This window comes from Kitasatospora sp. NPDC048194, from assembly GCF_043202455.1.
In the GTDB taxonomy this organism is placed as follows: Bacteria; Actinomycetota; Actinomycetes; order Streptomycetales; family Streptomycetaceae; genus Kitasatospora.
Genome location: NZ_JBIDAK010000014.1, coordinates 113,604 through 139,409, shown reverse-complemented (window position 1 = coordinate 139,409; position 25,806 = coordinate 113,604). Strand labels below are relative to the sequence as shown.

Here is a 25,806-nt window from a genome sequence, read left to right as displayed (position 1 = left end):
CGGCCATGACCGACGACATCGAGCTGGCCCTGACCGCCACCCCCGGTCCCGCGGCGGTCGCCACCGTCACCGGCGAGATCGACCTGCACACCGCGCCCGGCCTGCGTACCCGTGCACTGGAGCTGATCGGCCAGGGCCACCGCCACCTGATCCTGGACCTGTCGGGTGTGGGCTTCTGCGACTCCGCCGGGCTCAGCGCACTGATCGGCATCTGGCACGGCGCCCAGGAAGCCGGCGGCTCCCTCATCCTGGCCGCCGTCCCCGACCGGCTGATGCGCATGCTCGCCATCACCGGAGTCGACACCCTTCTGCCCCACCACCCGAACACCGCCGACGCGCTCAGCGCCCACCAGGGCGCCCCCGACACCGTCTGAACCGCACCTCCGCCGGCACCCGGCGTCACGGCTGTCCGCGTACCGGTTTCGCGCGCTTGAAGCTGTGGAGCGCGAGGATCGCCTCAACCTGACCGGGCCGGCGGGGGTAGTGGAGCTGGGGACTCCTGCTGGGAAGTCGTCCTGGCGGTCACCTCCGAGGGGCGCCGCGCAAGGCGGGCGGTCTCTGCCCGGCGACGCGACGATCTTGCGGCCGTCCTGTCACGTTTGGCGCCGGACGCTCGACCCCCGGCGGGAGTGGCGATCCGTCCCGCATGGTCCCGGCGAGCACGGTGAGCGGGGATGCTGCCGCGGAAATCCCCGCCGAACGACCAGCCGGCCCATCGGCGGCCGCAGGTGACGAACGCCCGCACGCCGTCGGCCCTCGCGGCTGAGCTCTCACCGCGCTGCGCAAGTCGTAGGCGATCACGCCGCCATCGAACGCCGGTCCATTCAACACCGGCCCACACAACGCCGGTCCGTGCAACACCGGTCCACGCACCAACGCCGGTTTACGCCTTCCCGCCCGCGCGCGATCCCGTTCGCCGGACGGCACGACTTGTTCAGGAGTCCCTCGATGACCAATGATGATGATCAATCTTTGCTACTACCCGGTCCTACCGCATGTGCATCGGACCCGACACCGGAGTTGCGCTATGAAGAGTCTGCACCGCAAGGTCGCCGTCGTCACCGGGGCAACGAGCGGCATCGGCGCCCGTGTTGCGGAGGCGTTCGCCGCCGAGGGCGCTTACGTCGTCCTCGCCGGCCGTCGCGAGCAGGAAGGACAGCAGCGGGCCGCGGCACTGGGCGAGTCGGCGACCTTCGTGCGCTGCGACGTTTCGGTCGAGGCGGACGTCGAGGCACTGGTCGGCCACGCCGTCGAGCGCTACGGGCGGCTGGACGTCATGGTCAACAACGCCGGCGGGCCGGGGAACATGGCGTCGGTGACGGACTTCGACTCGGCCGTGTTCACCCGGACGCTGGCGGTCCATGTCGCGGGCGTCATGCACGGCGTCAAGCATGCCGGACGGCAGATGGTGGCGCAGCGCTCGGGAAGCATCATCAACGTGGCGAGCCTGGCGGGGAAGATCGCCGGCTGGTCCGGCCTGGACTATTCGACCGCCAAGGCCGCAGTACTCCACCTCACCCGCTGCGCGGCGGTGGACCTGGGTGAGCACGAGGTCCGCGTGAACAGCGTGTCCCCCGGTTTCGTGCCGACGGGCATCTTCGCCAAGGGTTCCGGCGCCGAGGCATCGGCGGCTGACGCCACGGCCGCGTCGGTGGCCGAAGCGTTCAAGCCGCTGCTGGACTCCAGCCAACCGCTCCCCGGCACCGTTCGGACCGACGACATCGCCGCGGCCGTACTGTGGCTCGCCGGCGACGCCAGTCGCCTGGTGACCGGTCAGGATCTCGCAGTCGACGGCGGCATGACGGCCGGACGCCCCGCCGCGGTCTCCCGGGCCGAACGGACCCGCATGCGCGGCCTGCTCTCCTCCTGACCTTGCGGAAGCGCATCCGACCGGCCCCGATTCATCCATCGCACGCCGCCACCGCTGGCAGGCGATATTCGACGTTGCTTGCCCGGCTTTCATCATGACTGGTGGTTCCGGCTCAACTTCCGTGCGGCTGCCACGGGGTAGTCAGGTCTTCGGGGCCATGGTGTGGACTTCCTGGACGTCGCCGGTGTCGAAGAAGCTCCACGGCACGGTGAAGCAGCCGTCGCCGCCCCAGCCGGTGCCCCAGCTGTCCTCGACCTTCAGGCCCTGGTCGTTGGAGGCGTCGGCGGTGACCTCGTGGCCGCCCTCGAGGGGTCGCTGGTGCCGCACCCTCTCTCCGACGCTGTCAACGCGCTCGAACCGGCCTTGCGCTGGGAAGTCCGGCCCGCCGGCCAGGACGGCGCCTTCCGTACCGTCCAGCCGCTATCGTCCAGCCGCCGAGGAATACGCGGGGCTTGGCCGGCGTGTCGAGTGTCCTTCCGGAAGGTCCCACGGCCCGCAGACCGGGGCAGATTGGGTGGCGCGGCGCGGGGTAGGCGGGGACCGCGAGTTTCAGACCGGACGGCAGCGAACGCGGCGAGTGTGCAAGCGGACGAGAACTGGTTCCATCCTCCGACATCGGGCGGCTTCGACGAGGCCGCTGCCGGTGAGGTACCTCAGGCCGTCGCGGCCCTCGTATCGTTGTGGAGATCCGCACTGGACCGCACGGCGCCGCAGCTGTCCGCGTACCAGTTCCGGGCGCTTGAAGCTGTGGAGCGCGAGGAAGGCCTCAACCTGACCGGACTGGCGGGGGTGTTGGAGGTGGGGACTCCTGCATGCAGCCGCCTGTGCGGGCGGCTGGAGGCGGCTGGTCTGCTGGAGCGGCGGGCGCACCCGCTCAGGCGCCGGGAAGTCGTCCTGGCGGTCACCCCTGAGGGGCGCCGCACGGTGCGGGAGGTCACGGCCCGGCGACGCGACGATCTTGCGGCCGTCTTCGCACGTTTGACGCCGGAGGACCGAGCGGCTCTGGTCCACGGCCTGCGCGCGCTGTTCACGGTCGTCACCGAGCGGCCTCGGCAGGAGAGCGGCGGCAACGGTTTCTGAGCGGGTGGTGAGGCGACCCCTCGCCCCCGTCCCCGCACCGCTGGAGTATCACGGGGTCGGGGGCTGAGGCTCGGAGCCGCGAGCGCTCGCGATGGCCGGGGTGCCCACCGGGACGGGATCAGGTCCCGGCCGGCTGGATCGCGCCACCGATGCGGCGGTGCAGGACCGGGCGCCGGACGGGCGCCGGGACGAGTGGGGCATGGCACAGCACGAAGCAGACGTCGTCGTCGCCGTCGCTGTCGGCCAGCATGGGGGCCAGCAGGGTGTCGGCCGCGTGGTCGAGATCGTCGGACAGTGTGGAGGGGTGCAGGGCGGCCAGGCCGCGGGAGAGGCGGTCGATGCCGGGATCGATACCGCTGTCGCGGCGTTCCACCAGGCCGTCGGTGTAGAGCAGGAGGGTGGAACCCGGGAGGAACGGCGCGGTGTGGTCGGGGAAGGGGCGCTGCACGGGCAGGCCGAGCATGACCCCGGACCGCTCCGCCAGGACGCGGACGCGCCCGTCCGGAGTGCGCAGCAGCGGTGGGAGGTGACCGGCTGCGGCCCAGGTGACGGTGGGCTCGCCGGGCTGCAGACGGGCCACGACGGCCGTCGCGTACAGCTCCTGCTCGACGTGGGGGATGAAGGTGTGCAGACGCGCGAGGAGGGCGCCGGGGCTGTCACCGGCCACGGCGTAGGCGCGCAGTGCGGTGCGCAGTTGCCCCATCATCACTGCTGCGCGCAGGCCGTGGCCGGTGACGTCGCCTATGACGATGGTGGTGCTGCCGTCCGGTTGGGTGAAGGCGTCGTACCAGTCGCCGCCGACGTTCAGGCCGCGGGTGGCGGGGAGGTAGCGGGCGGCGAGGTGGACGTGTCCGGCGGTGGGGAGGTCCGACAGCAGGGCTTGTTGCAGGGCTTCGGCGGTGTCGCGCTGGCGTTCGTAGCGCAAGGCGTTGTCGAGCGCGACGGCGGTGCGGTGGGCCAGTTCGCGGAGCAGGGTCACGTCGTCGTCGGTGAAGGTGTCACCGAGCGGGGTGAGGCTCAGTACTCCGAGGGTGGTGCGGCCGACCGTGAGGGGCAGTTGCAGCGGGGCCGGGTGCGGACTGCTCGTCAGGGCGTCGGGTGTTGCCGGCGGCGGCGTGCCGCGCTCCTGCCGGTCGTCCTGGAGCCGGACGTTGGCGGCCCGGGCGTAGGCGGGGACGAGCAGCTTCCGCAGCGTGGCGATGATGGCGTCGTGGCTGAGTGAGGCGGCCAGTGCGGCACTGGCCTCGGTCAGGAAGAGCAGGCGACGTCGCGCGTCCTCGGCCTGTGCGCGGGCGGCGCGTTCGGCGGCGAGCAGGCGGCGTTGCTCCTTCGCGGCGGTGTCGAGTTCGGCGTGCAGCGCGAGGACGCCCTGGTTGGTGTGGTGGAGTTCCTCGCGGTGGGAGTCGAGGAGCCCGGCCTGCTGGGACAGCCGGGCGAGCAGGTCGGCGATGTCGCGGTCCGTGCTCAGCAGGGCCGTGCCGGGGTCCGCGCCGTTGGTCGCGGCCCTGCGCAGGACGGCGTGGGGCTGGGCGCAGGCCAGGCTCTGTTCCCAGTGGGGTCGGTGGGCGCAGTGAGGTTGGTGGGCGCAGTGGGGCCGGTCGGCCGGGGTGGAGGTGTCGTGGACGTGCAGGGTCAGGCTCGTGTCGTCGGCGGTCGCCTGCACGAGGACAGGGCCGGTGCTGTCGTCGAGCCGTGCGCCCACGTGGGCGGTCAGGTCGCTCAGGAGGCGCAGGCGCTCCTCGGCCGGGACGTCCGTGAGGGCGTGGTCGAGGGCGGCGCGCACGTGGGCCAAGTCCTTGCGTGCGGTGACGGTCCAGGTCACCGGTGCGGGCTCGGTCATGTCGCGACGGTGTCCGGGTGGGTCACGACGGTGATGGTGGTGTCGTCGCGGGCGGGCAGCGCGGCGCTGCTGGCGTCGCGCATGATCACGGCGGCGATGACTGCCGGGTCGTAGCGGCTGAGGTCGGGGGCGTGCGGGGGTTCCCAGCGGCTGGCCAGCCCGTCGCTGTGCATGACCAGGACGCTTCCGGGCCGCCAGGGGTGGTGGTGCACCGGTACTCGGGCAGGGCGGTGGGTTCCGGCGATTCCGGGGTGGCTGATCAGGTGGCTCCAGGTGTCGTCGTGGCCGATCCGGCCTCCGATGTTGCCGATGCCGGCGAACTGGACGGTCGCCGTGCGCAGGTCGATCTGCGCCACGGCCACCGCGGCGCCGCGGGTGCCGCGCAGGTCGGCGTCGAGCCGGTCGAGGACTTCGCGGGGGCCGGGTGCTTCGCGGGGGCCGGGTGCTTCGCGGGGGCCGGGTGCTTCGCGGGGGCCGGGTGCTTCGCGATCGCGCAGGGCCGCGACGGCGGTGCGGGCTGCTGCGGCCGCCGCGGGTCCGTGGCCCAGTCCGTCCGCGAGCAGGACGGTGACACGGTCCTGGCCGCCCGTGCTTGACCAGGCGTCACCGGAGATCCTGGCACCGTCGAGCGCCACGCGCACACCGGCCACGCGCACCGCCGGGGCGGCGAGGCCTTTGGTCGGGCGGACGTTCTTGGCGGTCAGACGGGCCAGGGCGACCGTGCCGCGGCCAGGGGTGCTGTGGACCTGGAAGGTGTCCGCGATACGGCGGCAGGTGCCCAGGCCGGCGCCCAGGGAGGCAGCGGTGGAGTACCCGTCCTGCAGGGCTCGTTGCACGTCGGGGATGCCGGGCCCGTGGTCGAGGGCGACGATCTGCACGACCGGTTCGCCGTACTGCGGCTGCCCGGCGGGACCGCATGCCACCTCGTCGACGATGATCCGCCCGCCGCCGGCGTGCTTGAGCAGGTTGGTGGCCAGTTCGGTGGCCACCAACGCGGCCGCGGCCACGCGTTCGGGGCCCAGGCCGGCCTGCTGCGCGGTGGTCTCGGCTGCTACCCGCACCTCGTGGACCCGGGTGGTGTCCTGTACCGGGATCTCCCACAGCCCCGCCATCACAGGGCCTGCCGGGTCGGGGGCACGCTGCCCTGCCACATGGTGATGGTGACGGTCGTCCCGCGTCCCGGCTCGCTGTCGAGGTGGAAGTCGTGGACGAGGCGCCGCGCGCCGCCCAGGCCGAGGCCCAGGCCTCCGCCGGAGGTGTAGCCGTCGCTCATGGCCTGGTCGATGTCGGCGATGCCGGGGCCGGAGTCGGTGAAGACCAGGCGCACACCCGTGTGCGCGCCCTCACGGACCACGGCGGCCTCCATGTGGCCGCCGCCACCGTGGACGAGTGCGTTGCGCGCCAGTTCGCTGACGGCGGTCACGAGTTTCGTCTGCTGCACCAAGGAGAAGCCCGCCTCGGCCGCCATCTGGCGCACCTCCTGGCGGATCCACATCAGATCCATGTCGGAGCGGATCGGCAGGTGGGTCGGAGAACCGCGGTGAGCGTCAGTACCGATGGGTGTCATCCAGGCCTCGCTCACCGCGCTCGTGCACGGACGCAGGAGACTCGCGGAGCATGCTCAGCGAGCTTTGCAGATCCCGGGCCGTCCGCACCCCGGGCAGACTCAGACCGAGCTCCACCATCGTGATCGCCACACTCGGACGCATGCCCACCACGATGGTCTGCGCGGCCAGCAGGCCCGCGCCGGCCGCGATCTCGGCGAGTACCCGGCCCAGGAACGAGTCGACGACTTCGACCGCTGAGATGTCGATGATCACCGCTCCGGTGGGATTCTCCGCGACGTGCCGCAGAACGTCGGCCTGCAGTCGCTCCGCACTCCTGTCCTGCAGATCGCCCTGGATGGTCACCAGCAGCGCGTCCTCCAGGCGCAGGACCGGGACCTGGACCTGCGGCAGCCGCGTGAGCCGGTCCGTCATCGCTGCGCGGCCGGTTGAGGTGACGCAGCCACCCCCGCTCCCAGCCCGCGCAGCGCGAAGGCGAGAGCGTCCGCCAGGCTGGCACGGGTGACCACGCCGCCGAGGTCGATCCCCAGGTGCACGATCGTCTGGGCGATCGCCGGACGCACTCCGGACACCACGCACTCGGCCCCCATCAGCCGCGCGGCCGCGACCGTCTTCATCAGGTGCTGCGCCACCAGCGAGTCCACGGTGGGGACCCCGGTGATGTCCAGGATCGCGTACCGGGCCTGCTGGGCGACGATCGCCTCCAGCAGGCTCTCCATCACCACCTGGCTCCGCGCGCTGTCCAGGGTGCCGATCAGCGGCACCGCGACGACGCCGTCCCAGAGCTTGATCACCGGTGTGGCGATCTCCAGGAGCTGCTGCCGCTGACGGCTGATCAGTTCGTGGCCCTCGGTGAGTGCGGTCTCCATCACCACCAGCCGCAACGTGCCCATCAGGAGCGTCAGTTCCAGCAGCGCGCCGTGCACCACGGCGTCCGGTTCGCGGTCGAGCTCTGCGCCGAGGTGCTCGACCGCAGGCGAACGCAGTGCGGCGACCTCGGCCGCGATCTGCGCCGGGTTCAGACCGGTGCGCGCCCGGGACGCCGACATCCGCGCCAGTTGCTCGCGCACCGCCTGGAAGCCGGGCGCGTCCACGTCCTCCGTGGCGCCTGCGTCCGCGACATCGGCCAACGCGTCCAGGACGGCCCTGCACGCCTCCACCGCCTCGTCGCGCGACACGGTGAACACCGTACGGAACAGCTGGGCGTCGGCCCAGCGTTGCGCGATCTGCTCACGGCGGCGACGCAGTGCCTCCCCCACTCGGGTCGCCGACGACCACTCGTCCGCGTTCTGCTGCTCCGACACGCGCAATACCCTTTCGTCTGCACCGGCGACGTGGGGACCGCTCCGGCACATCCAGCCGATTGTTGCTGTCCGACAACTGTAGCCGGGATCAGACGTCGTCGGCAGTCACACCCGAGTGCTGAACGTCTCAGAATTCACGAATGGAATGTCGCCCATCACCGTCCGTACCAGTCCAGGCACACCACCAGCGCGTCGTCGTCCGGCATCGGCCGACCGCGGTGGACCGTCAGCTCCCGCAGCACCGCCCTGGGCACCTCCGCCGCCGGCAGCAGTCGGGTGGCCGTCATGGCGCGAGCCAGCGCCTTCTCCCCGTACCGCTCCCCGAGCGGCGAGGCGACCTCGTACACCCCATCACTGACGAACAACAGCCGGTCGCCGGGTTCGACGCTGAACTCCTGGGCGACGTAGTCGGTCTCCTCGAACATGCCCAGCGGCAGTTGGGCGTCCAGGTCCACCGTCTCCACGCCGCCCTTCGCCGACATGCGCATCATCCGCGGAGAGCCCGCGTCCACCACCCTCACCCGTCCGCTGTCCAGATCGAAGTCCAGCAGGAGCACCGACAGATGCAGGCTCCCCCGGTGCTGGGCGTAGATGGCCTGGTCCGCCAGGGCGGCCTGGTCCTCGATGGAGATGCCCGCACGGCGGGCGTTGCGGAGAGCATTGATCCCCAGATTGGTCAGCAGGGAGGCCTCGATGCCCTCACCCATGCCGTTGGTCACGTACAGCAACAACCGGTCGGCGGTGGCGGACCAGTCGAAGTTGTCGCCGTGAATGGCGTACGCGGGCTCAAGCTGCGCCCCGATCTGGTATTCCCTGCGGGAACACGAGCGCCCGGGCAGCAGCTGCCACTGCATCTCCGCGGCCAGGGTGAGCCGGCTCCGGCGCCGCGCCTGCAGGTACACGTCGGTGTCCCGCTCGGCGACGATGACCTCGTGGCCCAGGATCTCGGCGATCTCCCGCAGCTCGCCGAGCACGTCGGGCGAGACGCTCTCCTCGGGCAGCGACAGGGTGAGCACCCCCAGCCGGTCACCGCGCACCGTCACCGGCAGGTGCACCCGTGACCCCTGCCCCGAGGCCTCCACGAACGGCTCCTGGGAGCCGAAGGCGCGGCCGGGGGCGGTATTGTGCACCGAGATCGGCTCGTCGGTGTGCGGCAGGACCGAGACCGGCTGCAGGACGCTCAGCCCATAATCGGCCATGTACAAGTCAACGCACGAAACCGCGTACTGCTCCACCAGCACCTCGCAGAGCGCCTCCAGCAGCCGATGAGGGGCAGCCCGGCGCAGAGCGCGTTCCGCTACATGGAATCTGTTCACGATGATTGCTCATGCCTCTTCTGAAATGGCCGGTCTCGCACATTCAAGGCGCGATGGCCGCGGCCGCAATGCTGCGACGACAACTGGAACGGTTCCGCCGGTGCTACTGGTACAGGCTGACATCCCGGGCCGAGCCTGCCACAGTGTCACTGTGAAACCATCCGAGCGAGAACAGCAGCACGCCGACACGGCGGCGCGCGCCGCCTCGGATGCCGTTGAACTGCTCGAAGTCATGTGGGGGCGGGCTCTCACCGGCCCGGTCTCCGCATCGCAATTGCGCGCCATCTTCATTCTGGAGCACAGCGACGGAATCAACCTGAGAACGCTCGCCGAGGCGATGGATTCCAGTCCGCCCTCGGTCAGCCGGCTGTGCGACCGGCTGGAAGCGATGGGCATGGTCGAACGCACGCCCAGCCCCACCAGCCGACGCGAGGTGCGCCTGCACCTCAGCAAGACCGGGCGCGCACTGGTGGACGAGCTGCGGGCCCGGCGGATCCAGGAGCTGCAGCGAGTGCTCACCCGCATGCCCGCCGGTAAGCGGCAGGCGCTGCTCCAGGGGCTGGAGGCCTTCCGCGACGCCGCCGTCGGGGAACTGTACGAAGCCGATGCGCAGAGCAACGAGGCCGCCCGCACCGCCTGACGACCCCGCCGGGGCAGGAAGCGCGCTCGCGCCGTGCGAACCACCGCGCACCTCCCACTCGACTGTCGCTCTTGTGCAGCACAAGACTGTTGCTTGGCGACTACTGTTGTCAAACGGCAACTGTCCGGATGCGGGGTGCCGGTGACCGCGACTGCGGCCAGGTCTCGCCTTCGCGGCGCTCTGCGGCGCAGCAGGGTATGTGCCGTCCAACCGCTGCTGACGCTCGTGCAGTGCCCGGCGCTGGTAGCGGCGGACCACGTGCTGGACCGGATCGCGAACTCGATCGGTGCCGGACGTGCGATCGTGCGAGCCCTGTCATCGGCTGTGTGGCCGCACCCCGCCGGTTTGGCCTCGACAGCGCTCCGCGGTCTGCGTCGAACCGCGCGTCGACGAGCGAGCGGGACGGCTCTCCCCGCCCCATCACCCGGTAACGAAACGCCGGGACCGGCCGTCGGTGGTGCCTCTCCCCCGCCTGGCCGAGATCGTCTTGATCCTCCGAGCCGTGGCTTCTCGGGGAAGCCCGCGGTCGCGAAGGATCTACGCCGGGAAGCTGTCGATGAACGCTTGCCGGCCTCCGGCCAGATCGAGGGGCTGGGGGTCGCCGTCGTAGTCGATCCACCACACAACGGGGGTGTCGGGGGCGAGCTCGTGCAGGACCGCATGGACGACGGTCAGTGACGCGGAGTGCGGCTCCCGGTCCTCGAACGAGAACGCGCCATGCCGGAGGTTGAACGACAGTTCCGCCCGCCGGCCGGGTTCGACCTCGACGTCGATCTCCAGGAAGCGCTCGAACGCGTGGCTCACCGTGGAGGCCGGCCAGTGCCGCCGCACGCAGTCCGTGACCTGGTCACCGGTGAACGTCCACGGTCCGGCTCGCTCGCGGTCTGCGCTGATGTAGAAGGTGGATCCCACGGTACTTTCTCGTTTCTCTCGGCGGTGCGAGGGGCGGGTCAGGGCTCGATGCGAACACGGCCGGTGACGTTCCGCGCGCTCATGGGGGGCCTGCCAGTAGCTGCTGGCCCTCGCGCCGTTGATGACCAGCTCGAGGTGCTGCTCGACCTTGTTGCGGGGATCCTTCAAACAGGATCTCGGCAGCTGACAGAGTATGGAGCGGGCGCATCGAGGCTACCCGAGGCGACGATCTCTCGCCGCTCGCGCGTGGCCCGGCGATAGGGTCGGGGCATGTGGGAGGGACTGGAGGCAATTGACTGGGCGACGCTGAAGGACAACTGCGGGTCCGCCGAAGATGTGCCCGCTCTGTTGCGTCAGTGCGCGGGACAGAATCTGCAGGACGTCGACCACGCCGCATCCGAGCTCCTCAACCATCTGTTCCACCAAGGCGGTTGGATCTGCTCGGCTTCGTCGGCGGCGCTGCCCTTTCTCGTACGGTTGGCCGCGAGTCCGGACGTCCTGCTCTCGAGCCGCCGCGCGGTGCTGGAACTGGTGTCGAGGCTGGTGAGCGAGGCGGGGCGGGTCGCTGAGAGGTTCCTCGACCCCGGCTGGCGGCCGGCTTGGGAACGGGCGGTGCCGAAGGTGATCCTCCTGCTCACCGACCCTGCTCCCGAAATCCGACGGGACGCAGCCCACATCCTCGGCGCCTGCGAGACCCGCGGTGAAGCCGTACTGTCTGCGCTGATGCAGTGCTGGCGGTCGGAGGCCGATCCGGCAACCCGCCTCGACCTGGTCCTCGCGCTCGGCCTGGCGGCCGGACGGGAACCCGCCGGCCCGCAGGCTGCCGAGGTCCTGGGACTGCTCCGCGACTTGCTCGACGCGCCGGACGTGCAGATCCGCCTGGCAGCAGTGCACGCGCTCGCCTCGACTGATCCGAACCTTCCCGCTCGACGAGCCGATCTCCTGCTGCAGGCAGTCCGCGACCCGAGCGTCGAGTTGTGGCGCCACACCAGCTCGGTCAGTACCGGTGTCACCGGTGTCCACCACTGGACCGCGAAGTTGTTCACCGAACCGTTCCCCGCCTTCGCCCTCGGGCTCCTGCAGGACCATTCCGACGTCGACCAGCGGGTCGGTGCAATCTGGGCTTCATCGAGGACGTCGACTTTCCTGACGTCCTCGCGGAGCTGCGCGTCGCTGTCCCCGAGGTCGATCTCCCTGTCGTTCTGGCGGCCGCCTTCGGGCGGAATCCCGATGGCACCACGATGGATGGCATGCAGGCATTCCAACTCGTCGCTGCGGGGGCGATGGGAAGTGATCACTGCCCCACCGCCCCCGCGTCCGAGGTCGGTGGCTCGTGTTGAGCCGACTGATCAGGTGCCGGTTGGCAGCTCGGGTGACCTGGAGGGGCCGGCCGCGGGGGCGGGGCGGAAGGTGCGGCGGTACGCCTGGGGGGTGACGCCCGTGGTGGCGCGGAGGTGGCGGCGCAGGGAGGCGCCGGTGCCGAGGCCGGTACGGTCGGCGATGAGGTCGACGGGCCAGTCGGTGGTCTCCAGGTAGTGGCGCGCCAGGTCGACGCGCTGGCGGACCAGCCACTGGGCCGGGGTGGTGCCGGTCTCGTCGCGGAAGCGGCGCGTGAAGGTGCGCACGCTCATGTTCGCGTGGGCGGCAAGGTCGGCCAGGGTGAGGGGTTCGGCGAGGCGTTGCACGGCCCATGCCTGGGTGGGGGCGGTGCCGGGGGCTGTCGAGTCGGGGACGGGGCGTTGGATGTACTGGGCCTGCCCGCCGTCCCGCCAGGGCGGTACCACGCAGGAACGGGCGACGTCGTTGGCGATCCGGCTGCCGTGGTCGCGGCGGACGAGGTGCAGGCACAGGTCGATCCCGGCGGCGACACCGGCGGAGGTGAGGATGTCGCCGTCGTCGACGAACAGCACACCGGGGTCGATGCGGATGGTGGTGAACATCCGTTGCAGGCGCTCCGCTTCGCGCCAGTGCGTGGTCGCGGGGCGGTGGTCGAGCAGCCCTGCGGCGGCCAGGACGTAGGCGGCGGTGCAGATGCCCACGATCCGGGTGCCGGGGCGGATGGCGGCCAGGGCCTCGCGCAGTGCGGCGGGCAGGCGGCCCTCCTCGCGGATGGGGCCGAGGGCGTGGGAGGGCGGGATGACGACGGTGTCGACGTCCGCCAGCAAGGAGGCGTCACGGCTGACGGTGAGGCCGTAGTCGGCCTCGGTCCGTACCGGCCCGCCGTCGAGGCTGCACGTGGTCACGGTGTAGAGCCGGTTGCCGGCCCCGTCGCGGGCGGCGCCGAAGATGCGGGCGGGGATGCCGAGTTCGAAGGGGACGACGCCGTCCAGTGCCAGAACGCCCACGTGGTGCATGGCCAGATCTTTTCAGGCCGTGGCCGTCACGCCGCTACCGGGGGCTCCCGGGGCCCGGCAGTCTGAGGGCGCGTCCGGGAGACCGGGCGCAACCTCAGGAAGCACACCCGGAAAGAGAACGCCGTCATGTCCCGAACCACCACTGCCCCCACCATGCGCGCCGTGTTGCAGGACACCGCCGGAGCCCCGGACGTCCTCAAGGTGGTCGAGACCCGGCGCCCGGAGCCGGGCCGCGGCGAGATCCTGGTCCGGGTGCACGCGGCGGGTGTGAACCCGGCCGACTGGAAGACCCGGCAGCGGGGGGTGTTCGCCGACGGGACACCGCTGCCCTTCGTCCTCGGGTTCGACGTATCCGGGGTGGTCGAGGCGACCGGCGACGGTGTCACCGTGTTCCAGCCGGGCGACGAGGTGTTCGGGATGCCGCGCTTCCCGCACCCGGCCGGCGCCTACGCCCAGTACGTCACCGCCCCGGCACGCCACTTCGCCCCTCGCCCCCGGGGCCTGACCCACATCGAGTCGGGCGCCCTTCCCCTGGCCTCGCTCACCGCCTGGCAGGCCCTCGTCGACACCGCCGGCGTCCGGCCCGGCCAGCGCGTCCTGGTCCACGCAGCCGCGGGCGGCGTCGGCCACCTGGCCGTCCAGATCGCCAAGGCACGCGGCGCGCATGTGATCGGCACCGCCAGCGCCGCCAAGCACGACCTGCTGCGCTCCCTGGGCGCCGACGAACTCGTCGACTACCGCACCCAGGACTTCGCCGAGACCGTCCGCGATGTCGACATCGTCCTGGACACCCTCGGCGGCGCCGACCGGGTCCGCTCCCTCCGCACCCTGCGCCGGGGCGGACGGTTGGTCACGATCCTGCCGCTGGACGACGCGTTCCCCCACGAGGAGGCCGAGGCGGCCGGGGTGCGGACGGAGTTCATGCTCGTCGAGCCCGACCGGCAGGGCCTGCGTGAGATCACCGCACTGGTCGAGGACGGACGCCTGCAGGTGATCGCCGACGCCGTCTTCCCGCTGGAGGAGGCCGCCGCCGCCCACGCGCTGGGCGAGGCCGGCCGCACCACCGGGAAGGTCGTCCTTTCCGTCACCTCGTGACCGGCCGTCATCACCTCCCCCGCGCATGTCACGTGCGGGTCCCGCAGCGTCGGCAGGGCCGGCAGCACCGGCAGGGCCGAGCCCACCATGCCGTCGAGCCGCCCGTTGGCAGGGGCGACGGCGGCGCGCTTGGCGATGTCCTCGAGCGGGGTCTCCAGGCCGTCTTCGGCGAACGCGGCGCGGGCGGCGGTGAGGATGCGCTGCTGGTTGCGCAGCGCGTCGGCGCGCACGGGGCGCGGGCCGGGGTCGGGATTCGAGGAGGTCACAGTGGCAAGGGTGGGAGAAAGCTCCAAGAGCGAGAACTGACGTGTCGGGTTTTTCGTGACGTTCGTCTGAGACGGAAATGCGACGCCTGGGCCCGTGCTGCCCTCGCGGATGCGAGGGGGCGTTCCGCCATGCCCGACCGGCGCGAATAGCGTGGTGGGTGGCGGCCCGAAGCCGCGGATTCCACGAGCGACCCGAGTGAGGCGTACGTCCATGAGCCTGAGCATCCGCAACCAGATCCCCGGCACCGTCACCGCCGTCACGGCGGGCGAGGCCATGTCCGCGGTGAAGGTCCGCCTCGCCGGCGGCCAGGACATCACGGCGGCGATCACCACGGACGCCGTGAAGGACCTCGGCATCTCCGAGGGCAGTGCTGTCAAGGCGCTCGTGAAGTCCACCGAGGTGTCCCTCGCGACCGCCCCCGTCGAGGGCATCTCGATCCGCAATCAGATCGCGGGCACGGTCACCGAGGTGGCGACCGGCGGTGCCATGGGATCGGTCAAGGTCGACGTCGAGGGCGGCGAGCTGACCGCCGCGATCACCAGGGACGCCGTCGAGGCCCTCGGCCTGGCCGCCGGCTCCTCCGTCGTCGCCCTGATCAAGTCGACCGAGATCTCCCTCTCGGCCTGATCCCGTCCCGCCCCGGGCTCCCCCGCGCTTCCAAGGCGTAGGGGGCCCTCAGGCGTTCGCCCTTCAGAGCCAGTGAGCGCAACGTCGAGCAGTCGTGAGCGCCCGTCCTCGAACGGAGCGGGCCCGACCCGACCGAATCCGGTGCATGGTCCGGGATCGAGCGGGCAGACGGGTGCCCGACAGGATGCTGCGATACGGAGGGAGAACCGCGATGAGTGCCTCGGACAAGGCGTCGAACCTCGGTGACAAGGTCAAGGGCAAGGTCAAGGAGGCCGCGGGAAAGGCGGTCGGCAACGAGCGCCTCGAAGCCGAGGGCAAGGGGGACCAGGTCAAGGGGGACGTGAAGCAGGCCGGCGAGAAGGTCAAGGACGCGTTCAAGGACTGACCGCTTCTTCCGCGACGGGCCGGACACCTCGGGAACGGGGTGCCCGGCCCGTCGTCACGCCCGGAGCCGCACGCTGCGGATCCGGGGCGGGCGGGGCAGGGCGGCGCGGGCCGGCGCAGGGCGGCGCAGGGCGGTGCTGGCAGGATCCCGTTGCTCCCGTGGCACGGCGGACGAACGCACGCCTACCACCGGTCCCGCTGCCCGACCGCAGCCGCCCCTACCTGCGCAACCGCGCACGGATGGCCCCTGCCCACCCCCGCCACGCTCGCGTGCCCTCCGCCCATGCCCTCCGCCCGTGCCCTCCGCCGGTGGCACTCGTCGGCGGCATTCGGCCCAATCCGGCCCGCCCCCGGTTCCGAACATCCGGTGAAGACACAGTTCGGGCCGCGCCTGCGGCCCTGACCGCCGGAGGGGCTCTCGTGACGATCGTCGGTACCGTCCCCGTCTCCACCGACCGCGGCGTCACCGCGTCTGCCGGCGGACGTCCGCGAAGGGCCGCGGTGGTGGGATCGGGCGTCGCCGGACTCACCGCGGCGTACGAGCTGTCCCGCGCCGGCGTCGAGGTCGAGCTGTTCGAGGCCGACGCGCGCCTCGGCGGCCACGCCCACACGCAGGAGGCCACCGGGGCGGACGGCCGGGCGGTGGCGCTGGACACCGCGTTCCTGGTCCACAACGAGCGCACCTACCCGCACCTGGTGCGGCTCTTCCGCGAACTCGGCATCCGCACCCGCGACAGCGAGATGAGCATGTCGGTGCGCTGCGACGGCTGCGGGCTGGAATACGCCGGCGCGAGGGGGCCCGCCGGGCTGTTCGCCGTACCCGACGTCCTGGTCCGCGGCCGGTACCTGCGGATGCTCGCCGAGGTGCCGCGTTTCCACCGGCGGGCGCGCCGCCTGCTCGCCGACCCCGGGGCGGGGGACCCGAGTCTGCGGGAGTTCCTCGCCGCCGAGGGCTTTTCGCCCTACTTCGTCAGCCACTTCATGACCCCGGTGGTCTCCGCCGTGTGGTCCTGCGCGCCCGACCTGGCGGGCGACTACCCGGCCCGCTACCTGTTCGCGTTCCTCGACAACCACGGCATGCTCTCCGTGACCGGCTCCCCGACCTGGCGCACCGTCGTCGGCGGCTCGCGCACCTACGTCGAGCGGATCGCCGAGCGGCTGAGCGCCGTCCACCGGTCCGCTCCCGTGCGGGCGGTGCGCCGCCACCCGGACGGCGTCACCGTGGTCCGCGAGGGCGGACACCGCACCGAGACCGACGCGGTGCTGATCGCCACCCACGCGGACCAGGCGCTGGACCTGCTCGCCGACCCGACCGACACCGAACTGGAGGTCCTGGGCGCCTTCACCTACTCGCGCAACCCCACCGTGCTGCACCGCGACCCGTCGGCGCTGCCCGCCGCCCGCTCGGCACGCGGCTCGTGGAACTACCGGATGCCGCACTGCACCGCGCCCAGCGACCGGGTGCGGGTCAGCTACCACCTCAACCGGCTTCTGCGGCTGGACACCGCCGAGGACTACCTGGTCACCCTCAACGAGGACCGCGACCAGCCGGTCCCCGAGGAACTGGTGATCTCCCGCACGGTCTACGAGCACCCGGTCCACACCGCCCGCACCGTCGCCGCCCAGGCCCGTCTGCCCGAACTGAGCACCGGTCGGACCGCGTTCGCCGGTGCCTACCACGGCTGGGGCTTTCACGAGGACGGCTGCCGCTCCGGCGTCGAGGCGGCGCACTCGCTGCTGGGGGTGAGCGTTCCGTGACCGCCCTGCCCGGGCCCTGGGGCGCCGTCCTGTACGACACCGTCACCACCCACGTACGCACCGCGCCCTCCCGGCGGCAGTTCCGCCACCGGGGCTACCTGTGGCTGGTGGACCTCGACCGCCTGCCGCCCGTCCCGCGCCCGCTGCGGCCACTGGCGCGGTTCCCGGTGGGCGACCACCTCCTCGGCCCGCCCGGCCCGGCGCCGACCGTCCGCCAGGATCTGGCACGGTTCCTCGAGGGCCGCGGTGTCCGCCTCGGCGGCGGGCGGGTCCTGATGCTCGCCCAGGCCCGTTCCCTGGGGCACGTGTTCAACCCGCTGACCGTGTACTGGTGCCGTGACGAGACGGGCCGTCCGCTGTGCACCGTCGCCGAGGTCCACAACACCTACGGCGGCCGCCACCGCTACCTGCTGCCACCCGATCCCCGGGGCCGCGGCGGGACCGACAAGGACTTCTACGTCTCACCGTTCTTCCCCGTCGACGGCCGCTACACGATGCTGCTGCCCGAACCGGGCGAACGGCTGCGCCTGACCGTCCACCTGGAACGCCCCGGCGGCCGGGCCTTCACCGCCACCGTGCGCGGCACCGCACGGCCGGCCGGCCCCGCCGCCCTGCTGCGCGCCGCGCTCGCCCACCCGTTCGCCACCTGGGCCGTCAGTCTGCACATCCGCTACCAGGGCGTCCGCCTGTGGCTCAGCGGCCTGCCCGTCCATCCCCGTCCGCCCGCCGGCCCGTACCGGCCCGCCGGAACGCCCGCGCCCACGGAAGAGGTGCCCACCCCATGACGACCACCACCGCGCTGCCGGCGTCGACCCCGTCGGCCCCCGTCGACCCCTCGCGCTGGCCGGACGTCGCGCGGGTGCCGAACGTGCCGCTGCGCGCGGCCGCCGCGGCGCGCGTGCTGCGGCGGGTGGCGGCACGCCGCGGCCTGCGCGTCGACCTTCCCGGCGGCCGCACCCTGCAGCCCGCCCCGCCCGGCGCCCCCGTGCTGCGCCTGCACCGGCCGCGCGCCTTCCTCCACCGCGTCGGCGAAAGCGGGCTGATCGGCTTCGGCGAGTCCTACCAGGCCGGTGAGTGGGACAGCCCCGACCTGGTCGCGCTGCTCACCGAACTCGCCACCGCACCCCACACGCTGGTACCGCCCGGAACCCAGTGGCTGCGCCGACTGTACGTCCAGCGCCCACCGGCGGCGGAGGTGCCCACCGCGAGGAACGCGCGGCGCAACGTCCACCGGCACTACGACCTGTCCAACGACCTGTTCGCACTCTTCCTCGATCGGACGATGACCTACTCCTCGGCGATCTTCCCGACCGGACCGGACGGAGCCCCGCTCGCCACCCGGGACGGCCTGCCCGCCGCCCAGCACCGCAAGATCGACCGGCTGCTCGACCTCGCCGCCGTCGGCCCCGGCACCCGGCTGCTGGAGATCGGCACGGGCTGGGGCGAACTGGCCCTGCGCGCCGCCGCGCGCGGCGCCCGCGTGGTCAGCCTCACCCTCTCCGAGGAGCAACTCGCCCTCGCCCGCCGCCGCATCGCCGACGCCGGGCACACGGACCGGGTGCAGGTGCGGCTGTGCGACTACCGCGCCGCCGAGGGCCGGTACGACGCCGTGGTCAGCGTCGAGATGATCGAGGCCGTCGGCCGGCCCTTCTGGCCCCGGTACTTCGCCACCCTCGACCGCGTCCTGGCACCGGGCGGCCGCGTCGCCCTGCAGGCCATCACCATGCCCCACGAACGGATGCTGGCCAGCAGCAGCACCTACACCTGGATCCTCAAGTACGTCTTCCCCGGCGGGCAGATCCCCTCGCTGCGGGCGATCGAGGAGACCGCGGCCCGCCACACCCGCCTGCGGGTGACCCACGCCGACACCTGGGGGCCGCACTACGCCCAGACCCTGCGCCTGTGGCGGGAACGCTTCGCCGAACACTCCCCCGAGGTCGCGGCCCTCGGCTTCGACGAGGTCTTCCGGCGCATGTGGGAGCTCTACCTCGCCTACTCCGAAGCCGGCTTCCGCACCGGCTACCTCGACGTCCACCAGGTCCTGCTGACCCGCGAGGAGGCGGGCAGGTGAACGCCGCCGCCCTGGTCGCCGCAGCCCTCGGCCGGCTGCTCCCCGGCCCCCTGCCGTTCCGCCTGAAGACCTGGGACGGCTCCGCCACCGGGCCCGAGGGCGCCCCCGTCGTCGTCCTGCGCCGTCCCCGAGCGGTGCGCCGGCTGCTGTGGCAGCCCGGTGAACTCGGCCTGGCCGAGGCCTACATCCTCGACGAACTGGACATCGAGGGCGACCTCGCCTCCGGCCTGAGCCAGGTCCGACGCTCCCTGGCCGGCCGGCGGCCCACGCTCCCGGCGCCCCGGGCCTGGCCCGCACTGCTGGCCACCGCGGCCCGGCTCGGTGCGCTCGGTGCGCCTCCCGCCCGTCCGCGCGGGCGCGCAGCGGTCGGCGGCGCGCCGCACAGCCGGGCCCGCGACCGCGCGGTGATCAGCCACCACTACGACCTGTCCAACGACTTCTACGCGCTCCTGCTCGGCCCCGCGATGGCCTACTCGTGTGCCTACTACGGGCGCGACGACCAAGGCCTCCAGGCCGCCCAGGAAGCCAAGTTCGACCTGGTCTGCCGCAAGCTCGCGCTCGAACCCGGCTCCCGGCTGCTCGACGTCGGCTGCGGCTGGGGCGTGCTCGCCCGCCACGCCGCACGCCGCTTCGGGGCCCGCGTCACCGCCGTCACGCTCTCCGAACGCCAGCACCGCTGGGCCACCGACAGCATGGCCGCAGCGGGCGTGGCGGACCTGGTCGACGTCCAGCTGCGCGACTACCGGGACATCGAGCCCGCCGCCTACGACGCCATCAGCTGCATCGAGATGGGCGAGCACGTCGGCGAGGACCGGTACCCGGCCTTCGCGGCCCGTCTGAACGGCCTGCTGCGGCCCGGCGGCCGCCTGCTCGTCCAGCAGATGTCCCGCGGCGCCACCGCACCGGGCGGCGGGGCCTTCATCGAGACCTACATCGCCCCCGACATGCACATGCGGCCCGTGGGCCGCACCGTCGACCTCCTGGAGTCCGCCGGGCTGGAGGTCGTCCACACCGAGGCGATGCGCGAGCACTACGCCCGCACCATCGACGCCTGGCACGACACCCTGCGCGAGCGCCGGGCCGAGTTCACCGCCCTGGTCGGCCGGCCCACGGTCCGGCTGTGGGAGCTCTACCTGGCCGGCAGCTCCCTGGCGTTCGCCGAGGGGCGGATGGGCGTGGACCAGATCCTCGCCCGACGCCCCGGCGGCCCGCCGTCCACCGTGCGCCCCGCCCACTGGTACGGGACGCACCCGTGAACGCCGCCGCCTTCGCCCGGGCGCTGCCGGTCACCGCCGCCGTCGCCCTGGCCGTGCTCCTCGCCGCTTTCGCCGTCGGCGTGCGCACCGGGCGCCACCGCGGCGTGGACGTCGCCTGGGGGCTCGCGTTCACCGCCGTCGCCCTCGCCTCCCTCGCCCTCTCCGGCGGCCACGGCGACCCCGGGCGCCGGATCCTGGCCACGGTGCTGGTCACCGTGTGGGGCCTGCGGCTGTCCGGGCACATCTGGTGGCGCGGCCGGGGCGAGCCCGAGGACCCGCGCTACGCCCGGATGCTCTCCCGTGCCCCCGAGGGCCCGGCCCGCACCCGCTACGCCCTGCGGATGGTCTACCTGCTCCAAGCCGCCCTGGTCTGGTTCGTCTCCCTGCCCGTCCAGGCCGCCCAGTACATCCCGGAGCCGCCCGGCGCGCTCGCCTGGGCGGGCACCGCGCTGTGGGCGGTGGGTCTGTTCTTCGAAGCGGTCGGGGACCGTCAGCTCGCCCGCTTCAAGGCCGACCCGGCCAACCGCGGCCGGATCATGGACCGGGGCCTGTGGCGCTACACCCGCCACCCCAACTACTTCGGCGACGCCTGCCTGTGGTGGGGCCTGTTCCTGCTGTGCGCCGACACCCCGGCGGGCTGGGCCCTCGTCCTCAGCCCTGCCCTGATGACCTGGCTGCTCGCCTTCGGCAGCGGCAAACCGCTGCTGGAGAGGCACCTGGGCTCCGAACGCCCTGGCTGGGCCGAGTATGCCGCCCGTACCAGCGGCTTCCTGCCCCTGCCGCCACGCCGTCCGGGGCCCCCGCCCGGCACCGGGCCGTGACCGGTCCGTCCGGGTCGACCGGGCCGGGGAGTGCTGTGCTGCTCGGGCGACGGCGCGCGGTGGCTGCGGCGCGGCCGTAGTCGTCGAGGGGCGCGACCGGCCTGCGCACTGTAACGCCCCGTGAAGATTCGAGGACCGGTGCCGACCGGCGATCACCGGCTCGTGACCGGCGCGGTGGAGCATCCGGACCAGGACGCCACTCGCCGTTCGGGACGGCCCGTGGTGTGGCCGAGGTGCGGCCCGGGGCGTAGGGGGCGGGCAGCGCTCCCTCAGCGGCGGAGCGCGCACCATCGCCGGAGGCGTCCCGCGCCGCGGCCGCGTGCCCGGTGGCGCCGAGGTGCGGACGCCCTCGTCGTCACGTAGATCCGACCGCCGGCGGCGTTCAGGATCCGGACGTGGTTGACGCCGCTTGCCGAGTCCGGCTAGCTTCCCCGGCATGCAGCAGCGCCGAATCCCTCTGACGACCCGGGGTCACATCGACCTCCTCTGGGTCTGTTCCGCTGCCTGTCGCCCCTGTTGAGGGCTGCTGACGCCCTGCCGCACGGCCTCTGACGGCCGTCCCGGCCGCTGAACCGCCCGTGTTCTGACACCGCCTCACGTGTGCCGACGCACCGTTCGCGCGGTGCACTCCCAGGCCTGCCCGCACCCGTGTGCCCGTCGGGTGCACGCTGCGGCGCCTGTCCTCTCCCTGCCCTCGCACGGGTCCGACTCTGCCCGAGGAGACACCTGTGTCCATCGACACGGACGCCCCACCACCACCCGCAGTTACCCGCGACGCCCCGGCCCCCGATCTGGTCGCCGTCGCCGCACGCGCCGGTCGGAGCCGGCGCGCACCACGCTGGGCGCGGCGCTCGATCGCGCCGCTCGTCCTGCTCGCCGTCTGGCAGGTGCTCGGCTCGACCGGAGCGCTCTCCGCCCAGACCCTGGCGGCGCCGTCCACCGTTCTCGGCAAGGCCGTCGCCATGACCGCGGACGGCACCCTGCCGTCCGCCCTGGCCGTCTCGCTGCAACGGGTGCTCTGCGGCCTGGCGCTCGGGAGCCTGGTCGGTGTCGGACTGGCCCTGGTCGCCGGCCTGTCCAGGCTCGGCGAGGACCTGGTCGACGCGACCGTGCAGATGTTGCGCACCGTTCCCTTCATCGGCCTGATCCCGCTGCTCATCATCTGGGTGGGCATCGGAGAGGCACCCAAGGTGGCGCTGATCGCGATGGGCGTCGGCTTCAACCTCTACCTGAACGTCTACGCCGGGATCCGCAGCGTCGACGACGCGCTCGTCGAGGCCGGCAGGACGCTCGGCCTGAACCGGCGTCAGCAGATCTGGCACATCGTCCTCCCCGGGGCGCTGCCCGGCCTGATGACCGGCCTGCGGTACGCGCTGACCGTCTCGTGGCTCGCACTGGTCTTCGGGGAGACGATCAACGCCGACAACGGCATCGGCTTCCTGATGAACCAGGCCCGCGAGTTCTTCCAGACCGACGTGATCGTCGTCTGCCTCCTGGTCTACGCCCTCCTCGGGCTCCTGGCCGACCTCATCGTCCGCACGCTGGAAAGGACTCTGCTGTCGTGGCGACCGACCTTCAGCGGAAGGTGAGGGACTCGACCGGCGCCGCCGTGCTGGTCCGCGGCCTGCGCAAGTCCTTCGGCCCGGAGGTCGTCCTCGACGGTCTCGATCTGCGCCTGGAGCCGGGGCAGTTCACCGTTCTGCTGGGCGCGAGCGGCTGCGGCAAGAGCACGCTGCTGCGGATCCTGGCGGGTCTGGACCGGGAGATCGACGGGGAGGTGCTGGTGCCGGGGCGTCGCGCCGTGTCCTTCCAGGCACCGCGGCTGATGCCCTGGAAGAGGGTCTGGCGCAACGTGGTCCTCGGACTCCCCGGCCGGCCGGACCGGTCGCTGGCCGACCGGGTGCTCGCCGAGGTGGGTCTGGCCCACCGGGCCGACGCCTGGCCCAAGACCCTCTCCGGCGGCGAGGCCCAGCGTGCCGCACTGGCTCGGGCGCTGGTGCGTGAACCTGAACTCCTGCTCCTGGACGAGCCGTTCGGCGCACTGGACGCCCTCACCCGACTGCGGGCGCAGCGGTTGGTCGCCGAGGTCTGGGAGCGTCGCAACTGCGCGGTGCTACTGGTCACGCACGACGTCGAGGAGGCCGCGCTACTCGCCGACCGCGTGCTGGTGATGCGCGCCGGGGCGATCGTCCACGACGAGCCGGTGGACCTCCCCCGACCGCGCGACCCCGCCGACCCGGCGGTGCTCCGCCTGCGCAGCTCCCTGCTCGACCGGCTCGGCGTCTCCGGCCCCTACTGAGGATCACGACATGTCCCTGAAGAACCGCCGCACCGTTGCGGCCGCCATCGCGCCCCTCCTGCTCGCCGCTCTGGCCGCCTGCGGCTCGTCATCGGCACGGTCGCAGGCCCCGGAATCCGCCTGGGCAGCCCCGACCCTGCGGGTGGGGGACCAGAAGGGCTCCGCCGCGCAGGCCCTGTTGGACGCCTCGGGCCAGAGCAAGGACCTCCCGTACAGGATCAGTTGGTCCTCCTTCACCTCCGGCCCGCCGATGCTGGAGGCGATCGGTGCCGGGTCGGTCGATCTCGGCTCGGTCGGCGACACGCCCCCGGTCTTCGCCGGAGCCGCCAACCGGCCGGTGAAGGTGGTCGGGGCGGTCCGGGCCTCCGCAGCGGGTGACGCCGTCCTGGTGCCCAAGGGCTCGGGGGTGACCGGCATCGCCGCGCTCAAGGGCCGGACCATCGCCGTCGCCCAGGGCAGCTCCTCGCACTACACCCTGGTCGCGCTGCTGCTCAAGGCCGGCCTCTCGCCGGCCGACGTGCACCTGAGCTACCTCCAACCCGCCGACGCGCTGGCCGCGTTCAACTCCGGGAAGATCGACGCCTGGGCGGTGTGGGACCCGTACACCGCCATGGCGGAGCAGGCCGGCGGCCGTGTCCTGGCCACCGGGGAGGGGGTCACGGCGGGACTGTCCTTCGCCGTCGCCTCCACCAGCGCGCTGGCCGACCAGGCGCGCAGCAAGCTGGTCGGCGACTACCTGCAGCGGCTGCGGGCCGCCCAGCACTGGGCGGCCACGCATCCCGAGGAGTGGGCGCAGGTGTGGTCCAAGCAGACCGGGATCCCCTACGACGTCGCGCTGACCTCGGTGCGGCGCACTCAGGCGACGTCCTTCGGCGTGGCGCTGGACGACGACGCCGTCCGCTCCGAGCAGGCGATCGCCGACACCTTCGCCGGGCAGAAGCTCATCCCGGCCTCCTTCTCCTTCGCGGACTTCACCGACCGCCGCTTCAACGCGAGGCTGCCGGCCTCCACCACGCAGCTGCCCCCTCCGTCCTGACCGGGCGCTCCTGCCCCCCGACTTAAGCGCCCGACCGAAGTGCCTGACCGGAGTCCCCGGCCGAAAGCGCCTGCCCGAAGCGCCCGACCGGAGTCCCTGCCCGAAGCGCCTGACCGAGAGAGTCCTGATGAACCTTCACCTGCACTGGTTCCTGCCGACCGGCGGGGACGGCCGAGGCCTGGTCGACCGCCACGCCTACGCCGGCAACCTCACCGGGGCGGCCGCGAACCCGACGGTGGGCAGCGCCGCCGCGGCCGTCCGGCCACCCGACATCGAGTACCTCGCCCAGATCGCCAAGGCCGCCGACCGGCTCGGCTTCGAAGCGGTGCTCACCCCCACCGGCACCTGGTGCGAGGACGCCTGGCTCACCACGGCCTTCCTCGCCCACGAGACCGAGCACCTGAAGTTCCTGGTCGCCTTCCGCCCGGGGGTGATCTCGCCGACCCTGGCCGCCCAGATGGCCGCCACCTACCAGCGGGCCACCCGCGGCCGACTGCTGCTCAACGTGGTGACCGGCGGCGACGCGGCCGAGCAGGCCCGGTTCGGCGACCACCTGGACCACGACGGCCGCTACGCCCGCACCGACGAGTTCCTCAGCGTGGTGCGCGGGGCGTGGACCGGCACGCCGTTCGACTTCGAGGGCGCCCACTACCGGGTGACCGGCGCGCACGTACCGGTGCCGCCCGCTCCCGCGCCGCCGGTCTTCTTCGGCGGCTCCTCGGCCGCCGCCGGCCCGGTCGCCGCCAAGCACGCCGACGTCTACCTGACCTGGGGCGAACCGCCCGCCCAGGTCAAGGAGAAGGTCGACAGGATCCGGGGGCTCGCCGAGGCCGAGGGCCGCGAGATCCGCTTCGGCGTCCGGCTGCACACCATCTCCCGCGACTCCTCCCGGCACGCCTGGCAGGAGGCGCAGCGGCTGCTGGACGACCTCGACGACGACGCGGTCGCACTGGCCCAGCAGTTGCTCGGCCGCAGCGAATCGGTGGGCCAGCAACGGATGCTGGCGCTCCACCGGGGATCGCGCGCGGACCTCGAGATCCACCCCAACCTCTGGGCGGGCGTCGGCCTGGTCCGCGGTGGGGCCGGCACGGCGCTGGTCGGCAGCCACGAGGAGGTGGCCGACCGGATCGAGGAGTACCACGCCCTGGGCATCGACCACTTCGTCCTCTCCGGCTATCCGCACCTGGAGGAGGCGTACTGGTTCGGCGAAGGGGTGCGCCCTGTGCTCCAGGCCCGTGGCCTGGTCGGCCCGCCGCCCGGCGCCGCCGCGACGGCCGGTACCCCGCTGCTCTCCGGCGCCGGCCGCTGACG

At 72.6% G+C, this 25,806-nt stretch carries 25 protein-coding genes; 16 read left to right on the top strand and 9 right to left on the bottom strand.

The window, feature by feature from the left end:
• Nucleotides 1-5: 5 nt before the first annotated feature.
• Together ACGF07_RS19185 and ACGF07_RS19180 are read left to right on the top strand one after the other, a co-directional pair.
• Nucleotides 6-374, top strand: coding sequence for an STAS domain-containing protein (locus tag ACGF07_RS19185; protein WP_392900203.1), 369 nt, complete (start codon nt 6-8; stop codon nt 372-374).
• Between the two features lie 581 nt (nt 375-955).
• On the top strand, nt 956-1,870 hold the full coding sequence (locus ACGF07_RS19180; RefSeq protein ID WP_392900201.1) for an SDR family NAD(P)-dependent oxidoreductase: 915 nt from the start codon (nt 956-958) through the stop codon (nt 1,868-1,870).
• A gap of 141 nt (nt 1,871-2,011) precedes the next feature.
• Here the strand turns inward: ACGF07_RS19180 and ACGF07_RS19175 are convergent, their stop codons facing one another.
• Nucleotides 2,012-2,197 carry a hypothetical protein gene (locus ACGF07_RS19175; protein WP_392900198.1) on the bottom strand — a complete coding sequence of 62 codons (186 nt, stop codon included), beginning with the start codon at nt 2,195-2,197 and terminating at the stop codon, nt 2,012-2,014.
• Between the two features lie 252 nt (nt 2,198-2,449).
• Here ACGF07_RS19175 and ACGF07_RS19170 point away from each other — a divergent pair, with 252 nt between their 5' ends.
• On the top strand, nt 2,450-2,950 hold the full coding sequence (locus tag ACGF07_RS19170) for a MarR family winged helix-turn-helix transcriptional regulator (RefSeq protein ID WP_392900195.1): 501 nt from the start codon (nt 2,450-2,452) through the stop codon (nt 2,948-2,950).
• 118 nt (nt 2,951-3,068) lie between these two features.
• Here the strand turns inward: ACGF07_RS19170 and ACGF07_RS19165 are convergent, their stop codons facing one another.
• From ACGF07_RS19165 to ACGF07_RS19140, 6 genes are all read right to left on the bottom strand, one after another.
• On the bottom strand, nt 3,069-4,790 hold the full coding sequence (locus tag ACGF07_RS19165; RefSeq protein ID WP_392900192.1) for a PP2C family protein-serine/threonine phosphatase: 1,722 nt from the start codon (nt 4,788-4,790) through the stop codon (nt 3,069-3,071).
• Entirely contained in the window at nt 4,787-5,941 is a 1,155-nt protein-coding gene (locus tag ACGF07_RS19160) for a SpoIIE family protein phosphatase (RefSeq protein ID WP_392900189.1), read from the bottom strand. Before ACGF07_RS19160 ends, ACGF07_RS19165 begins: the two co-directional genes overlap by 4 nt.
• Nucleotides 5,902-6,294, bottom strand: coding sequence for an anti-sigma regulatory factor (locus ACGF07_RS19155; RefSeq protein WP_392900186.1), 393 nt, complete (start codon nt 6,292-6,294; stop codon nt 5,902-5,904). Before ACGF07_RS19155 ends, ACGF07_RS19160 begins: the two co-directional genes overlap by 40 nt.
• A gap of 43 nt (nt 6,295-6,337) precedes the next feature.
• Nucleotides 6,338-6,769: an STAS domain-containing protein gene (locus tag ACGF07_RS19150; protein WP_392900184.1), complete on the bottom strand. Its 432-nt coding sequence runs from the start codon at nt 6,767-6,769 to the stop codon at nt 6,338-6,340.
• Nucleotides 6,766-7,665 (bottom strand): STAS domain-containing protein, encoded by a 900-nt coding sequence (locus ACGF07_RS19145; RefSeq protein WP_392900181.1) that lies wholly within the window; start codon nt 7,663-7,665, stop codon nt 6,766-6,768. The genes ACGF07_RS19150 and ACGF07_RS19145 overlap by 4 nt, the downstream gene beginning before the upstream one ends.
• Nucleotides 7,666-7,814: 149 nt before the next feature.
• Complete coding sequence (locus ACGF07_RS19140) at nt 7,815-8,975, bottom strand: PP2C family protein-serine/threonine phosphatase (RefSeq protein ID WP_392900178.1); 1,161 nt, start codon at nt 8,973-8,975, stop codon at nt 7,815-7,817.
• A 232-nt stretch (nt 8,976-9,207) separates the two neighbouring features.
• On the opposite strand from ACGF07_RS19140, the gene ACGF07_RS19135 reads away from it, so the two are divergent.
• On the top strand, nt 9,208-9,615 hold the full coding sequence (locus tag ACGF07_RS19135; protein ID WP_350742197.1) for a MarR family transcriptional regulator: 408 nt from the start codon (nt 9,208-9,210) through the stop codon (nt 9,613-9,615).
• A gap of 537 nt (nt 9,616-10,152) precedes the next feature.
• Here ACGF07_RS19135 and ACGF07_RS19130 read toward each other — a convergent pair.
• Nucleotides 10,153-10,527, bottom strand: a complete 375-nt coding sequence (locus tag ACGF07_RS19130; protein WP_392900175.1) for a hypothetical protein — start codon at nt 10,525-10,527, stop codon at nt 10,153-10,155.
• 1,349 nt (nt 10,528-11,876) lie between these two features.
• Nucleotides 11,877-12,881 carry a GlxA family transcriptional regulator gene (locus ACGF07_RS19125; RefSeq protein WP_392900172.1) on the bottom strand — a complete coding sequence of 335 codons (1,005 nt, stop codon included), beginning with the start codon at nt 12,879-12,881 and terminating at the stop codon, nt 11,877-11,879.
• A gap of 126 nt (nt 12,882-13,007) precedes the next feature.
• On the opposite strand from ACGF07_RS19125, the gene ACGF07_RS19120 reads away from it, so the two are divergent.
• The 12 genes from ACGF07_RS19120 (at nt 13,008) to ACGF07_RS19065 (ending at nt 25,804) form a co-directional block, all read left to right on the top strand.
• Complete coding sequence (locus ACGF07_RS19120) at nt 13,008-13,976, top strand: NADP-dependent oxidoreductase (RefSeq protein ID WP_392900169.1); 969 nt, start codon at nt 13,008-13,010, stop codon at nt 13,974-13,976.
• Nucleotides 13,977-14,453: 477 nt separating this feature from the next.
• Nucleotides 14,454-14,870 (top strand): molybdopterin-binding protein, encoded by a 417-nt coding sequence (locus tag ACGF07_RS19115; RefSeq protein ID WP_392900167.1) that lies wholly within the window; start codon nt 14,454-14,456, stop codon nt 14,868-14,870.
• Between the two features lie 211 nt (nt 14,871-15,081).
• Nucleotides 15,082-15,255 carry a CsbD family protein gene (locus tag ACGF07_RS19110; RefSeq protein ID WP_350739045.1) on the top strand — a complete coding sequence of 58 codons (174 nt, stop codon included), beginning with the start codon at nt 15,082-15,084 and terminating at the stop codon, nt 15,253-15,255.
• Nucleotides 15,256-15,755: 500 nt separating this feature from the next.
• Nucleotides 15,756-17,012, top strand: a complete 1,257-nt coding sequence (locus tag ACGF07_RS19105; protein WP_392900333.1) for an NAD(P)/FAD-dependent oxidoreductase — start codon at nt 15,756-15,758, stop codon at nt 17,010-17,012.
• Between the two features lie 5 nt (nt 17,013-17,017).
• Complete coding sequence (locus ACGF07_RS19100) at nt 17,018-17,797, top strand: DUF1365 domain-containing protein (RefSeq protein WP_392900330.1); 780 nt, start codon at nt 17,018-17,020, stop codon at nt 17,795-17,797.
• The gene (locus ACGF07_RS19095) at nt 17,794-19,083 is read left to right on the top strand and encodes a class I SAM-dependent methyltransferase (protein WP_392900164.1); all 1,290 of its coding nucleotides are present in this window, start codon (nt 17,794-17,796) and stop codon (nt 19,081-19,083) included. The genes ACGF07_RS19100 and ACGF07_RS19095 overlap by 4 nt, the downstream gene beginning before the upstream one ends.
• Nucleotides 19,080-20,339, top strand: coding sequence for a class I SAM-dependent methyltransferase (locus ACGF07_RS19090; RefSeq protein ID WP_392900161.1), 1,260 nt, complete (start codon nt 19,080-19,082; stop codon nt 20,337-20,339). Before ACGF07_RS19095 ends, ACGF07_RS19090 begins: the two co-directional genes overlap by 4 nt.
• Entirely contained in the window at nt 20,336-21,160 is an 825-nt protein-coding gene (locus tag ACGF07_RS19085) for a DUF1295 domain-containing protein (protein ID WP_392900158.1), read from the top strand. Before ACGF07_RS19090 ends, ACGF07_RS19085 begins: the two co-directional genes overlap by 4 nt.
• Before the next feature lie 734 nt (nt 21,161-21,894).
• Nucleotides 21,895-22,749 carry an ABC transporter permease gene (locus tag ACGF07_RS19080; protein ID WP_392900328.1) on the top strand — a complete coding sequence of 285 codons (855 nt, stop codon included), beginning with the start codon at nt 21,895-21,897 and terminating at the stop codon, nt 22,747-22,749.
• On the top strand, nt 22,722-23,459 hold the full coding sequence (locus tag ACGF07_RS19075; RefSeq protein ID WP_392900156.1) for an ABC transporter ATP-binding protein: 738 nt from the start codon (nt 22,722-22,724) through the stop codon (nt 23,457-23,459). Before ACGF07_RS19080 ends, ACGF07_RS19075 begins: the two co-directional genes overlap by 28 nt.
• A gap of 10 nt (nt 23,460-23,469) precedes the next feature.
• Nucleotides 23,470-24,495 (top strand): ABC transporter substrate-binding protein, encoded by a 1,026-nt coding sequence (locus ACGF07_RS19070; protein WP_392900153.1) that lies wholly within the window; start codon nt 23,470-23,472, stop codon nt 24,493-24,495.
• Between the two features lie 127 nt (nt 24,496-24,622).
• Entirely contained in the window at nt 24,623-25,804 is a 1,182-nt protein-coding gene (locus ACGF07_RS19065; protein WP_392900150.1) for an LLM class flavin-dependent oxidoreductase, read from the top strand.
• The last annotated feature ends 2 nt before the right edge of the window (nt 25,805-25,806 follow it).

What these genes read in the sequence shown, in the direction of transcription:
- ACGF07_RS19185 (WP_392900203.1), top strand. Translation starts at nt 6, where the DNA reads ATGACCGACGACATCGAGCTGGCCCTGACCGCCACCCCCGGTCCCGCG.
- ACGF07_RS19180 (WP_392900201.1), top strand. Translation starts at nt 956, where the DNA reads ATGATGATGATCAATCTTTGCTACTACCCGGTCCTACCGCATGTGCAT.
- ACGF07_RS19165 (WP_392900192.1), bottom strand. Translation starts at nt 4,790, where the DNA reads ATGACCGAGCCCGCACCGGTGACCTGGACCGTCACCGCACGCAAGGAC.
- ACGF07_RS19155 (WP_392900186.1), bottom strand. Translation starts at nt 6,294, where the DNA reads ATGGATCTGATGTGGATCCGCCAGGAGGTGCGCCAGATGGCGGCCGAG.
- ACGF07_RS19150 (WP_392900184.1), bottom strand. Translation starts at nt 6,769, where the DNA reads ATGACGGACCGGCTCACGCGGCTGCCGCAGGTCCAGGTCCCGGTCCTG.
- ACGF07_RS19135 (WP_350742197.1), top strand. Translation starts at nt 9,208, where the DNA reads ATGTGGGGGCGGGCTCTCACCGGCCCGGTCTCCGCATCGCAATTGCGC.
- ACGF07_RS19125 (WP_392900172.1), bottom strand. Translation starts at nt 12,881, where the DNA reads ATGCACCACGTGGGCGTTCTGGCACTGGACGGCGTCGTCCCCTTCGAA.
- ACGF07_RS19120 (WP_392900169.1), top strand. Translation starts at nt 13,008, where the DNA reads ATGTCCCGAACCACCACTGCCCCCACCATGCGCGCCGTGTTGCAGGAC.
- ACGF07_RS19115 (WP_392900167.1), top strand. Translation starts at nt 14,454, where the DNA reads ATGAGCCTGAGCATCCGCAACCAGATCCCCGGCACCGTCACCGCCGTC.
- ACGF07_RS19110 (WP_350739045.1), top strand. Translation starts at nt 15,082, where the DNA reads ATGAGTGCCTCGGACAAGGCGTCGAACCTCGGTGACAAGGTCAAGGGC.
- ACGF07_RS19095 (WP_392900164.1), top strand. Translation starts at nt 17,794, where the DNA reads ATGACGACCACCACCGCGCTGCCGGCGTCGACCCCGTCGGCCCCCGTC.
- ACGF07_RS19070 (WP_392900153.1), top strand. Translation starts at nt 23,470, where the DNA reads ATGTCCCTGAAGAACCGCCGCACCGTTGCGGCCGCCATCGCGCCCCTC.
- ACGF07_RS19065 (WP_392900150.1), top strand. Translation starts at nt 24,623, where the DNA reads ATGAACCTTCACCTGCACTGGTTCCTGCCGACCGGCGGGGACGGCCGA.